19 protein-coding genes are annotated in these 10,784 nt (G+C 53.4%); 1 reads left to right on the top strand and 18 read right to left on the bottom strand.

What is annotated here, in order from left to right:
- The 18 genes from rplQ to rpmC form a co-directional block, all read right to left on the bottom strand.
- The coding region (gene rplQ / locus QZ197_RS11880; RefSeq protein WP_296432202.1) for a 50S ribosomal protein L17 at positions 1-287 on the bottom strand (287 nt) is incomplete at its 3' end.
- Between the two features lie 134 nt (positions 288-421).
- Positions 422-1,438 carry a DNA-directed RNA polymerase subunit alpha gene (locus QZ197_RS11875; RefSeq protein ID WP_055295946.1) on the bottom strand — a complete coding sequence of 339 codons (1,017 nt, stop codon included), beginning with the start codon at positions 1,436-1,438 and terminating at the stop codon, positions 422-424.
- 129 nt (positions 1,439-1,567) lie between these two features.
- A complete protein-coding gene (rpsK, locus tag QZ197_RS11870) occupies positions 1,568-1,957 on the bottom strand; it encodes a 30S ribosomal protein S11 (protein WP_007206630.1) in 390 nt (129 codons plus the stop codon).
- Positions 1,958-1,971: 14 nt separating this feature from the next.
- Positions 1,972-2,340: a 30S ribosomal protein S13 gene (rpsM, locus tag QZ197_RS11865; protein ID WP_296432199.1), complete on the bottom strand. Its 369-nt coding sequence runs from the start codon at positions 2,338-2,340 to the stop codon at positions 1,972-1,974.
- A 249-nt stretch (positions 2,341-2,589) separates the two neighbouring features.
- Entirely contained in the window at positions 2,590-3,243 is a 654-nt protein-coding gene (locus QZ197_RS11860; protein ID WP_296432198.1) for an adenylate kinase, read from the bottom strand.
- Positions 3,240-4,577 (bottom strand): preprotein translocase subunit SecY, encoded by a 1,338-nt coding sequence (gene secY / locus QZ197_RS11855; RefSeq protein ID WP_296432203.1) that lies wholly within the window; start codon positions 4,575-4,577, stop codon positions 3,240-3,242. The genes QZ197_RS11860 and secY overlap by 4 nt, the downstream gene beginning before the upstream one ends.
- Positions 4,578-4,703: 126 nt before the next feature.
- A complete protein-coding gene (gene rplO, locus QZ197_RS11850; protein WP_296432197.1) occupies positions 4,704-5,177 on the bottom strand; it encodes a 50S ribosomal protein L15 in 474 nt (157 codons plus the stop codon).
- Positions 5,178-5,831: 654 nt separating this feature from the next.
- Positions 5,832-6,020: a 50S ribosomal protein L30 gene (gene rpmD / locus QZ197_RS11845; protein WP_296432196.1), complete on the bottom strand. Its 189-nt coding sequence runs from the start codon at positions 6,018-6,020 to the stop codon at positions 5,832-5,834.
- A 13-nt stretch (positions 6,021-6,033) separates the two neighbouring features.
- A complete protein-coding gene (gene rpsE, locus QZ197_RS11840) occupies positions 6,034-6,615 on the bottom strand; it encodes a 30S ribosomal protein S5 (protein WP_296432194.1) in 582 nt (193 codons plus the stop codon).
- A gap of 102 nt (positions 6,616-6,717) precedes the next feature.
- Complete coding sequence (rplR, locus tag QZ197_RS11835) at positions 6,718-7,083, bottom strand: 50S ribosomal protein L18 (RefSeq protein ID WP_296432193.1); 366 nt, start codon at positions 7,081-7,083, stop codon at positions 6,718-6,720.
- An 11-nt stretch (positions 7,084-7,094) separates the two neighbouring features.
- Positions 7,095-7,628, bottom strand: coding sequence for a 50S ribosomal protein L6 (gene rplF, locus QZ197_RS11830; protein ID WP_296432192.1), 534 nt, complete (start codon positions 7,626-7,628; stop codon positions 7,095-7,097).
- Between the two features lie 9 nt (positions 7,629-7,637).
- Entirely contained in the window at positions 7,638-8,030 is a 393-nt protein-coding gene (rpsH, locus tag QZ197_RS11825; RefSeq protein WP_296432191.1) for a 30S ribosomal protein S8, read from the bottom strand.
- A gap of 12 nt (positions 8,031-8,042) precedes the next feature.
- Complete coding sequence (gene rpsN, locus QZ197_RS11820) at positions 8,043-8,348, bottom strand: 30S ribosomal protein S14 (RefSeq protein WP_296432189.1); 306 nt, start codon at positions 8,346-8,348, stop codon at positions 8,043-8,045.
- Positions 8,349-8,361: 13 nt separating this feature from the next.
- Positions 8,362-8,925, bottom strand: a complete 564-nt coding sequence (gene rplE / locus QZ197_RS11815; protein WP_296432187.1) for a 50S ribosomal protein L5 — start codon at positions 8,923-8,925, stop codon at positions 8,362-8,364.
- On the bottom strand, positions 8,925-9,230 hold the full coding sequence (gene rplX, locus QZ197_RS11810; protein ID WP_296432185.1) for a 50S ribosomal protein L24: 306 nt from the start codon (positions 9,228-9,230) through the stop codon (positions 8,925-8,927). Before rplX ends, rplE begins: the two co-directional genes overlap by 1 nt.
- Positions 9,231-9,232: 2 nt before the next feature.
- Positions 9,233-9,601, bottom strand: coding sequence for a 50S ribosomal protein L14 (rplN, locus tag QZ197_RS11805; protein ID WP_113775287.1), 369 nt, complete (start codon positions 9,599-9,601; stop codon positions 9,233-9,235).
- 82 nt (positions 9,602-9,683) lie between these two features.
- Positions 9,684-9,914 (bottom strand): 30S ribosomal protein S17, encoded by a 231-nt coding sequence (rpsQ, locus tag QZ197_RS11800; protein WP_296432182.1) that lies wholly within the window; start codon positions 9,912-9,914, stop codon positions 9,684-9,686.
- A gap of 3 nt (positions 9,915-9,917) precedes the next feature.
- On the bottom strand, positions 9,918-10,124 hold the full coding sequence (gene rpmC / locus QZ197_RS11795) for a 50S ribosomal protein L29 (RefSeq protein WP_296432181.1): 207 nt from the start codon (positions 10,122-10,124) through the stop codon (positions 9,918-9,920).
- Positions 10,125-10,323: 199 nt separating this feature from the next.
- Here rpmC and QZ197_RS11790 point away from each other — a divergent pair.
- The coding region (locus tag QZ197_RS11790) for a TIGR02466 family protein (RefSeq protein ID WP_296432179.1) at positions 10,324-10,784 on the top strand (461 nt) is incomplete at its 3' end.

Here is a 10,784-nt window from a genome sequence, read left to right as displayed (position 1 = left end):
CGGATGTAACCACCCTGACGCTCTGCATAGCGTGGGCCGATAACTTCGAACAACTTGGCAGTGTGCATTTCCTGCTTCAGCTGTGCATTTGCCTGACGACGTGCGTGCAGATCGCCGCGCTTGCCAAGTGTGACAAGCTTTTCAGCGATGCGGCGCAGTTCTTTCGCCTTTGGCAATGTTGTTTTGATCTGCTCATGTTCGATGAGCGAGCCGGCCATGTTCGCGAAAAGCGCCTTGCGGTGCTCGTGTGTGCGGTTCAGGCGGCGGTAACCCCGTGCGTGACGCATGTGATAGTCTCCTTCAGATTTATACTTTGTCCAACGGTCTGATGCGTGCCAGCCGTATTATTGGGGCAGAATTGCCCAGTTGTTCCCCGCCATTGCGGGCATTTGCGGATGAGCCCGAAGGCCCACCCAAATACTTAGAACTGGTCTTCGAACTTCTTAGCCAGATCTTCGATGTTGTCCGGTGGCCAGTCCTCGACGTCCATGCCAAGGTGCAGACCCATGCCTGACAGCACTTCTTTGATCTCGTTCAAAGATTTGCGGCCAAAGTTCGGTGTGCGCAGCATTTCTGCTTCGGTTTTCTGGATCAGGTCGCCGATATAAACGATGTTGTCGTTCTTGAGGCAGTTTGCCGAACGTACAGACAGTTCTAGCTCGTCCACTTTCTTGAGAAGAAGCGGGTTGAACTCAAGACCGTCATCGTCCGCGCCAGCAGTTGCTGATTCAGGCTCGTCGAAGTTGACGAAGATCGACAGCTGGTCCTGCAGAATGCGGGCCGCGTAAGCGACAGCATCGTCAGGGGTCAGCGACCCGTCAGTTTCGACTTTCATTGTCAGTTTGTCATAATCCAAAACCTGACCTTCGCGGGTCGGCTGAACATCGTAGCTGACTTTTTTCACAGGCGAGTAGATCGCATCAACGGCCATCATGCCGATAGGTGCGTCTTCTGGCTTGTTCTTGTCCGCAGCGACATAGCCCTTACCGGTGTTTACGGTCAGTTCCATGTACAGATCAGCACCCTCGTCGAGGTGGCAGATCACGTGATCTTTGTTCAGGATCTCGATGCCAGCAGTTTCCGAAATATCAGCAGCCGTCACAACGCCCGGGCCTTTGGCCTGAACGGACAAACGCTTTGGACCTTCGACTTCCATACGGATCGCGACGCCTTTGAGGTTCAGAACGATGTCTGTGACGTCTTCACGTACACCAGACACGCTTGAAAACTCGTGCAGGACGTTGTCGATCTGAACAGCCGTGATGGCAGCACCCTGAAGGGATGACATCAAAATGCGGCGCAGTGCGTTGCCCAATGTCAGACCAAAACCACGCTCAAGCGGTTCTGCAATGACGGTGGCCTGACGCGCAGGATCGTTACCTGGTTTTACTTCTAATTGAGTTGGCTTAATCAACTCAGCCCAGTTCTTGTGGATCATATGTCCCTCCATACTTGTCTGCCTTCATGTCCAATAAGGCAAACGCCCGAGGTTAAAATGACGGATTGGGGCCGTGCCGCAGCAAACAAGTTTGCTGCCATTGCACGACCCCAAGGCGTTTGGGTGTAATTAGACGCGGCGACGCTTTGGTGGGCGGCAGCCGTTGTGGGCCATTGGGGTCACGTCACGGATAGATGTGATGTTGAAACCAGCAGCAGCCAACGCGCGCAGCGCAGACTCGCGACCGGAACCAGGACCCTGCACTTCGACTTCAAGCGTTTTCACGCCGTGATCTTGTGCTTTCTTGCCCGCATCTTCTGCAGCCATTTGAGCCGCATAAGGTGTCGATTTACGCGAACCCTTGAAACCCATTGTACCAGCGGACGACCATGCGATCGCATTGCCCTGTACATCAGAGATCAGGATTTTTGTGTTGTTGAAAGAAGAGTTCACATGAGCAACGCCAGCGGCGATGTTCTTGGAGACCTTCTTTTTGGTGCGTTTTGTATCACGTGCCATTGATCAAGCCTCCCTTATTTCTTCTTACCAGCAATGGCCTTTGCAGGGCCCTTGCGTGTACGTGCGTTTGTTGATGTGCGCTGACCACGGACAGGCAGGTTACGACGGTGACGCAGGCCACGGTAGCAACCAAGGTCCATCAGGCGCTTGATGTTCATCTGTGTTTCGCGACGCAGGTCACCTTCAACAGCAAGGTTGGCGTCGATGTATTCACGGATCGACAGAACCTCAGCATCAGAGAGCTGGTTGACGCGACGCGCACGGTCGATATCGACCGCTGCACAGATTTCTTCGGCTTTGGTAGAACCAATACCGGTGATGTAAGTAAGGGCGATTGGAACCCGCTTTGCAGTCGGGATGTTTACGCCGGCAATACGTGCCACGTGTGCAATTCCTTTTCGTTGCGGGTCCGTCATTCCAGACCCTTTTTTCACAACGGAAGCCCGGACCATCAAGGCGCCGGGCTGCGTCATATCGAGGTGTTTGTGATTTTCGGGGGCGACCCTTAACCACAAGTTGATTCCCGCTAGGGATGGCGCTGTTTAGGAGGCATTTGCCTTGTGGTCAAGACGCCCAAGAGAGACCGAAGAATTATTCGTCAAATCCCCGGTCCATCGGATGTTTTAATGTACCTATTCGCTTTGGCGCAGTGCCGAAGCGATGCTGGTTGCCACATCATCCATGCTTGCAAGACCGTCCACTGAACGTAGATCGCCCTTGGCGTAGTAATACCCTACCAACGGGCTTGTCTGCTTATAATACGCCATCAAACGCGTACGCAGGCTTTCTTCGTTATCGTCAGCGCGGCGCTGGAAATCGGATGCACCACAGTTGGTGCATTTTTCATTCGCAGGGATCGGTTTGGTGTTGTCGTTGTACACCTCACCACAAGCACCACAGGTCGAACGGGCGGTAATCCGGTCAACAAGTGCGTCATCATCGACTTGCATCTCGATCACGCAATCAAGGTTTTCACCCATATCAACCAGCAAACGACCCAATGCATCAGCTTGTGCCAACGTGCGTGGGAAGCCATCAAAGATATAGCCCCCGCCTGCATTGTCGCTTTCAAGCTGCTCGCGGATCAAGCCGATAACAATCTCGTCGGTGACCAACTCGCCACGGTCCATCACACCCGCAACCGTCTTGCCCATTTCAGTTCCACTGGTCCGCGCGGCACGCAGCATATCACCAGTGCTAAGCTGCACCATGTTACGTTCGTCCACAAGTTTACGTGCTTGTGTGCCTTTGCCCGCGCCAGGCGGTCCCAGTAAAATAATGTTCATTTGCGAGACGGCCCTTTACGTTTTGCACTACGCTTGCCACGCAACTGAGACTTCTCAATCAGGCCTTCGTACTGGTGTGCAACCAAGTGTGACTGAATTTGCTGGATGGTGTCCATACCAACGGACACGATAATCAAGATTGATGTGCCGCCAAAGTAAAACGGAATCGCGAGCTCCGCACGGATGATCTCTGGCAGCAATGCGACCAATGCGAGGTATCCGGAACCCAGAACCAGAATACGTGTCACCACATAATCAAGATATTCTTGGGTCTTTTTACCGGGGCGGATACCCGGAACGAAACCGTTCTGGTTTTTCAGGTTCTCTGCGACGTCCTCGGTCTTGAATGCAACTTCACGGGTATAAAAGTAGGTGAAGAAGACAATCATGCCCCCAAAGAACAACAGGTAAAGCGGCTGGCCAGGGCCAAAGAGCGCTAGAATCGTCGACATCACTGGGCCGGATGTGCCACCGCTAAACGTGCTGATCGTCGTCGGCAGCAACAAAAGCGCTGAGGCAAAGATCGCCGGGATAACACCAGCGGGGTTTACCTTGATCGGCAGGTGGCTGGTGGACCCGTCATAAACCTTCATACCGCGCTGTTGGCGGGGATACTGGATATGGATCTTGCGCAGTGAGCGCTCCATGAAGACCACAAAGGTCAGCACGACTGCGAGCATGACAATAATACCAATGACAACCAACGGGCTAATCGCACCGGAACGACCTTGGGACAGGAACTGTGCCATGGCAGCCGGGATTTCAGCGATAATACCCACGAAAATGATCAGCGAGATACCGTTGCCGATGCCGCGTGCGGTGATCTGCTCGCCCAGCCACATCAGGAACATAGTGCCGCCAACGATGGTAATCACTGTGGACGCCTGGAAGAATAGACCCGGATCAGCGGCTAAACCGCCCGCTTCGAGGCTAACAGCAAGACCGTAAGCCTGCGCAGTGGCCAGTACGACAGTACCATAGCGTGTGTATTGGTTTAGCTTGCGACGGCCTGCTTCCCCCTCTTTTTTGAGGTTCTTCAGCGGCTCCCACATGGAACCCAACAACTGCATCACGATCGATGCAGAGATGTAAGGCATAATACCAAGGGTAAAGATCGCCATCCGCGACAGCGCGCCACCTGTGAACATCGACAAGATGCCGCCAATTCCTGACTGGGCTTCGTCCATGAATTGCTGCAAAGCAATCGAGTCGATGCCGGGGACAGGAATAAACGTTCCAAGACGGTAGATGATCAGCAAGCCGACCGTGAACATAATGCGCTGGCGCAGTTCAGTTGCTTTGCCGAAGGCGCTCCAACTGACGTTGGCTGCCATTTGCTCTGCTGCAGAAGCCATATGGGTCTCTTTTCATGCGTAAACGCCGCTGCGGGGTCCCCCGATCAGCGGCGTTTGGGAAAACTTGAAAGATATGTAAGCGACGCGTGCGTCGCTCACAAGGTCTTACTCTGCCGCTGCCGTTGTTGTGACAGTCAGTGAACCGCCAGCTTTGACTACGGCCTCAACTGCACCCTTAGAGGCACCAGTGACTGAGATTGTTGCTTTGGACGTGAATACACCCTTAGCAAGAACGCGAATACCGTCCTTTTTGCGACGGACCAGACCGGATGCGATCAGTGCATCTTCGGTGATGTCTGCTTTGATGTCGATCTTGCCTTCGTCGATGAATTTCTGGATCAGACCAAGGTTGATGACGGAATATGCTTTGCGGTTCGGCTTGTTAAAGCCGCGCTTTGGCAGACGCTGGTAGAGTGGCATCTGGCCGCCCTCGTAGCCTTTGATGGCTACACCGGAACGTGATTTTTGACCTTTGATACCGCGGCCACCGGTCTTACCCATGCCGGAACCAGCACCACGACCAACGCGTTTGCGTTCTTTGGTTGCGCCAGCATTATCGGAAAGTTCATTCAGTTTCATGTCGCTTCTCCTATTGCCGGAATTGGCCCCCAGCGACGGGAGCGGCCAAACACGGCGTTACATCTGAGTCGGGGCGGATGCCTACCGACTAGCGGCGTATAGACGGGGTGTGGAGTGGGGTCAAGAATGGGATGTTGCTTGTCACAACACAAGGGTAGCCCCTGACCCTGGGTGGGGGTGAAGCCCCCTCCCGTGGGGAGGGTCGGGGGCTGCCCGGCGATGCCGGGCGAGATACTCACTAGATTGTAGAGACTAATTCAAATGAGCCCGAGAGTACTTGCAGCCACCCTTCAGCAGTTTGAAGTGCATCTTCGAAGCTATGCGCAGTAGTGTATCCATTGGATGCCCAAATCCGCGACAGTTGGGTCTCCCTGCACAAATGGGAATAGTCGATCGAGTAACTCTCTCCTTCATTTTCCTCAATAATTACAATTTCTATCACGACCTGTGTGCCTGTGCGGTGGTGCCCTATTTCAGACCGAAACACTCGGCCACATTCATTCAAAATCATCTTCGGCTCCTTTTCATATGAAGATGCGAGAATAATCGTTCACAAAACCGATGCCCCCAATGCACGAACAAAAAACGCCCCGCAGTTACCTGCGAGGCGTTCTATCTAGCAATCCGTAGTTCAGGCTTTCCCCCGACTTCGGCTTAACCTTTTTCTTCGATGATCTCGACCATGTGGCTGATCGAATTGACCATGCCGCGTACGGAAGGTGTGTCTTCCAGCTCTTTGGTGCGGTTCATTTTGTTCAGTCCCAAGCCGATCAGCGTTGCACGCTGCTTGGCGGGACGGCGGATCGGTGAACCGACCTGCTTGACGACGATTGTTTTACCCATCTGTCAGATCTCCTTACGCGTCAGCTTCAGCGGCGGCTTCGGCAACAGGTGCCTCGTCGCGCTTTGGCAGAATGTCAGCAACCTTTTTGCCACGGCGCTGTGCGACGTTGCGTGGTGATTGCTCTTTGGTGAGGCCGTCCATGGTGGCGCGGATCATGTTGTAAGGGTTCTGTGAACCGATAGATTTTGATACGACGTCCTGAACACCCAGCATTTCGAAAACGGCACGCATTGGGCCACCCGCGATGATACCAGTACCAGCCGGTGCGGTGCGCATCACAACTTTACCAGCGCCATGACGGCCCTCGATGTCGTGGTGCAGCGTACGACCATCGCGCAATGCAACGCGGATCATCTGACGCTTGGCTTGCTCTGTTGCTTTGCGGATCGCCTCAGGAACTTCCTTGGCTTTACCCTTACCAAAGCCGACGCGGCCTTTTTGGTCGCCAACAACAACAAGCGCTGCGAAACCAAAGCGCTTACCGCCTTTTACTGTTTTCGAAACGCGGTTGATTGCGACCAGACGGTCTGCAAACTCTGGAGTTTGCTCTTCACGGCGGCCGCGGCCACCCCGGTTGTTATCACGTTCTGCCATTGATGGCGTCCTTTATATCTTTGCCCTTGCGGGCGCTATCCAATCGCGGTCGCCAAATACGCCGGATCATCGAAGCCGGGGACATGCCCCGGCCTACGCTTTTTAGATTTTCAAACCACCTTCACGCGCAGCTTCGGCCAGAGCCTTAACTTTACCGTGAAAAAGGAAACCACCACGGTCGAAGAAAGCAACCTCAACGCCGGCCTTCTTTGCGCGCTCTGCAATTGCAGCGCCCACTTTCGAAGCGGCTTCGATGTTGTTCTTGCCAACCACACCCAGGTCTTTTTCGAGTGACGAAGCGGACGCGATTGTCACGCCGTTTACGTCGTCGATCAGCTGGGCGCTGATGTTCTTGTTTGAGCGGTGTACCGAAAGACGCGCACGTCCTTGGTTGGCTGTTACGCCCCGCAGTTTGTTCCGAACGCGCATGCGGCGCTTCAGAAACAGAGTTCTTTTGCTGTTTGCCATCTGTGCGTTCCTTACTTCTTCTTGCCTTCTTTGCGGAAGATATATTCGCCTTTGTACTTGATGCCTTTGCCCTTATAGGGCTCTGGTTTACGCCAAGCGCGGATATTTGCCGCGACCTGACCAACAAGTTGCTCGTCGATACCTTCTACAAGAATTTCGGTTGGCTTTGCAGATGTCACTGTGACACCCTCTGGCACTTCAAAATTCACATCGTGGCTGTAACCAAGTGCCAGCTTCAGGATGTTGCCCTGCATCTGTGCACGGTAACCAACGCCCGACAGCTCAAGTTCCTTCTTGAAGCCTTCGGATACGCCAGTTGCCAAGTTCGCAACCATTGTGCGGCTCATGCCCCACTGCTGGCGCGCACGCTTGGATTTGCCGCGTGGTGTGACAGTGACAACGTTGCCTTCGACAGACAGCGTGACATCATCAGTTGCTTTAAAGCTACGGGTCCCTTTAGGGCCTTTCACTTCAACAGTTTGACCCGACACAGAGGCAGTAACGCCCGATGGCAGCTCAACTGGTTTTTTACCAATACGAGACATGATATCCCCTTAGAATACAGTGCAGAGCACTTCGCCGCCAATATTGGCCGCCCGTGCTTTTGCATCCGACATCACACCTTGTGAGGTGGAGACAATCGACACACCCAAGCCCTGACGGACTGTTGGGATGTCATTGGAACCCAGGTAAACGCGGCGGCCAGGCTTTGAAACCCGCTTCACTTCGCGAATAACCGGAGTACCCTCGTAGTACTTCAGCTCGATGTTGAAAGCAGGATGGCCGTCTTTGCCGTCCTTCTTTTCGTAACCGCGGATGTAGCCTTCGTCGGAAAGCACATCCAGAACCCAACCGCGCAGTTTAGAAGCAGGTGTTTCCACCACTGCTTTGCCGCGCATTTGGCCGTTACGGATACGTGTGAGCATATCACCGATAGGATCGTTCATAATATGTGTTCCTTACCAGCTAGACTTGACCATACCGGGAATTTCGCCATTGGAACCAAGGTCCCGCAGCGCGATCCGGCTGATCTTGAGTTTGCGGTAATAGGCGTGTGGACGCCCGGTGAGCTGGCAACGGTTATGCAAACGAGTTGCAGAAGAGTTCCGTGGCAGTTTTGCAAGTTCAAGAGTTGCCTTGAACCGATCTTCCACGGGCTTTTCTTTGTCGTTGATGATTGCCTTCAAGGCAGCGCGCTTTGCAGCATACTGCTTGACCAGCTTTTCACGCTTCACTTCGCGTGCGATCATGGATTTCTTAGCCATATCTAATATCCCCTCAGCTGTTGAACGGCATGTTGAAAGCTTTCAACAGTGCCTTTGCTTCAGCGTCAGTGTTCGCTGTTGTGCAGATCACGATGTCCATGCCCCAGTTCTCATCGATCTTGTCGAAGTTGATTTCTGGGAAGATCAGGTGCTCTTTGATACCCGTGGCATAGTTGCCGCGGCCGTCGAAGGATTTGCCGGATACGCCGCGAAAGTCGCGGATACGTGGCATAGCAACAGTGATCAAACGGTCAAGGAATTCGTACATACGATCGCCGCGCAAAGTCACCTTTGCACCCAGAGGCATGTCTTCACGAACGCGGAAACCAGCGATTGATTTCTTGGCGCGTGTCGTCATGGCCTTCTGGCCAGCGATTGTTGTCAGATCTTCTTGTGCGGTTTTTGCTTTCTTGCTGTCACGGACAGCCTCGGCACCACAGCCAATGTTAAGAACAATCTTGTCCAAACGTGGGATCTGCATGTCGTTTGTATAACCGAACTCTTCTTTCATCGACGCGCGAACGGTCGTTGCGAAAAGGGTCTTAAGACGCGGGGTATAGTTTGCAGTATCAAGCATTAGATTGCATCCCCTGTTGTCTTGGCGAAACGCACCTTGTTGTCGCCATCCATACGGAAGCCGACGCGGGTTGCTTTGCCGTTGCTGTCAGTGATTGCCAGGTTGGACAGTTGGATCGGCATCGCCTTTGGCGTGCGGCCACCTTCTGTTGCCTGAGATTGCTTTGTGTGACGGATCGCAATGTTGATACCGTCCACGATGGCTTTGCCGGATTTCGGGTCGATGCTGGTGATAGAACCAGTCTTACCCTTATCCTTGCCAGTCAGAACGACGACACTGTCACCTTTGCGGAGTTTAGCAGCCATAATTACAGCACCTCCGGAGCAAGCGAGATGATTTTCATGAAGTTCTTTGCGCGCAACTCGCGAACAACTGGTCCAAAGATACGTGTACCCATTGGCTCGTTGTTGTTGTTGAGGATAACAGCAGCATTGCTGTCAAAACGGATGGCTGTGCCATCTTCGCGGCGTACTTCTTTGGCGGTGCGTACGACGACGGCCTTACGGACGTCACCCTTCTTTACGCGACCGCGTGGAATGGCCTCTTTGACCGAAACAACAATGATGTCTCCAACACTGGCGTAACGACGGTGAGAACCACCCAGAACCTTGATGCACTGAACACGGCGAGCGCCGCTATTGTCAGCAACATCCAGATTGGTCTGCATCTGGATCATTTGGTTTCCTTTTCCGACCTATGAGCTAATCCCGATTTCCGTCCGGGGGCCCAGGGTTTCGTTTCATTCGGGAGCGACTACCTTAAGAGGCAATTACTTCCCAGCGTTTCGTTTTCGAACGTGGTGCACATTCTTGAATGCGGACTTGATCGCCAACATTGAATGCGTTCTGCTCATCGTGGGCCCGGTATTTCTTGGACTTACGAATAGTTTTCTGAAGCAGCGGGTGCTTATAACGACGCTCAACCGACACAGTGACGGTCTGTTCGTTTTGGTTGCTTGTGACAACCCCGGCTAGGATACGCTTAGGCATAGGTTAAGCCTCCGAAGCAGCGGACGCTGCTTTTTCGTTCAGAATTGTTTTAACTTTGGCAGCGTTGCGGCGGGCCGCACGAATACCAGATGTGTTTTCAAGCTGACCAGTGGCCTGCTGAAAACGCAGATTGAATGATTCTTTTTTCAGGTTGACCAGCTCTTCACGGAGCTGATCGGGCGTTTTAGCCCGCAGTTCATTGGCGTTCATGCCATATTCCTTTTTCAACATCACCGGTGGGCCGTACGAAACGTCACCCGATTCCCGATGGAGTGGGGGTAGAAGTGGGCCGTATATGAGGGATATACCAACAGCGCAACCCCTTGTGGCGCAAAGGCCCGCGGTTGTTTTGGACCATGTCCAAATCTCGACGCTATACCTTTATACACCTGCCAGATATGAGGATGCCATGTCAGATATAAAATCGCTCTTCGCGACCCGCCTTTATCACGCCAAGCTGTCAGAGCTAGGGAAATCCATTGATGCATCCGAACTGGAGCAATCGTGCCTTGTCATCGCAGACGATGACGAAGCCGGCCAGAACTGGTGCGAGGAAAACGGCTATGCCGGTTATACGTCCTACGCTTCGCTAAGCGATCTGCCGTGGCGGTTCCCGATCTTCAAAGATCTTGTGAAAGTGCTCGACGCGCATGTCGCGGCATTTGCCAAAGACGTGGCATTTGATCTGGGTGACAAGAAGCTGAAACTCGAGGACATCTGGATCAATATCCTGCCCGAAGGCGGCATCCACACTAGCCACATTCACCCGCACTCGGTGATCAGCGGAACGACCTACGTGGCGATGCCCGACGGGGCGAGTGCGATCAAATTCGAAGACCCGCGGCTGGCAATGATGATGGCCGCCCCTAC

Origin of the sequence: Yoonia sp. (assembly GCF_017854415.1) — a bacterium.
GTDB lineage: Bacteria > Pseudomonadota > Alphaproteobacteria > Rhodobacterales > Rhodobacteraceae > Yoonia.
This window is presented reverse-complemented; position numbering and strand designations above follow the sequence as displayed.

Bases quoted from the DNA above. Each gene is read 5' to 3' on its own strand.
- QZ197_RS11860 (WP_296432198.1), bottom strand. From the start codon at position 3,243: ATGAACATTATTTTACTGGGACCGCCTGGCGCGGGCAAAGGCACACAA.
- rplN (WP_113775287.1), bottom strand. From the start codon at position 9,601: ATGATCCAGATGCAGACCAATCTGGATGTTGCTGACAATAGCGGCGCT.
- rpsK (WP_007206630.1), bottom strand. From the start codon at position 1,957: ATGGCACGTGATACAAAACGCACCAAAAAGAAGGTCTCCAAGAACATC.
- rpsE (WP_296432194.1), bottom strand. From the start codon at position 6,615: ATGGCAGAACGTGATAACAACCGGGGTGGCCGCGGCCGCCGTGAAGAG.
- rplR (WP_296432193.1), bottom strand. From the start codon at position 7,083: ATGGCAAACAGCAAAAGAACTCTGTTTCTGAAGCGCCGCATGCGCGTT.
- rpsN (WP_296432189.1), bottom strand. From the start codon at position 8,348: ATGGCTAAGAAATCCATGATCGCACGCGAAGTGAAGCGTGAAAAGCTG.
- secY (WP_296432203.1), bottom strand. From the start codon at position 4,577: ATGGCAGCCAACGTCAGTTGGAGCGCCTTCGGCAAAGCAACTGAACTG.
- rplE (WP_296432187.1), bottom strand. From the start codon at position 8,925: ATGCTTGATACTGCAAACTATACCCCGCGTCTTAAGACCCTTTTCGCA.
- rpmC (WP_296432181.1), bottom strand. From the start codon at position 10,124: ATGAACGCCAATGAACTGCGGGCTAAAACGCCCGATCAGCTCCGTGAA.
- QZ197_RS11875 (WP_055295946.1), bottom strand. From the start codon at position 1,438: ATGATCCACAAGAACTGGGCTGAGTTGATTAAGCCAACTCAATTAGAA.
- rplF (WP_296432192.1), bottom strand. From the start codon at position 7,628: ATGTCTCGTATTGGTAAAAAACCAGTTGAGCTGCCATCGGGCGTTACT.
- rpsQ (WP_296432182.1), bottom strand. From the start codon at position 9,914: ATGCCTAAGCGTATCCTAGCCGGGGTTGTCACAAGCAACCAAAACGAA.
- rplX (WP_296432185.1), bottom strand. From the start codon at position 9,230: ATGGCTGCTAAACTCCGCAAAGGTGACAGTGTCGTCGTTCTGACTGGC.
- rplO (WP_296432197.1), bottom strand. From the start codon at position 5,177: ATGAAACTGAATGAACTTTCCGATAATGCTGGCGCAACCAAAGAACGC.
- rpmD (WP_296432196.1), bottom strand. From the start codon at position 6,020: ATGGGTAAAACAATCGTCGTCAAGCAGGTCGGTTCACCGATCCGCCGT.
- rpsH (WP_296432191.1), bottom strand. From the start codon at position 8,030: ATGAACGATCCTATCGGTGATATGCTCACACGTATCCGTAACGGCCAA.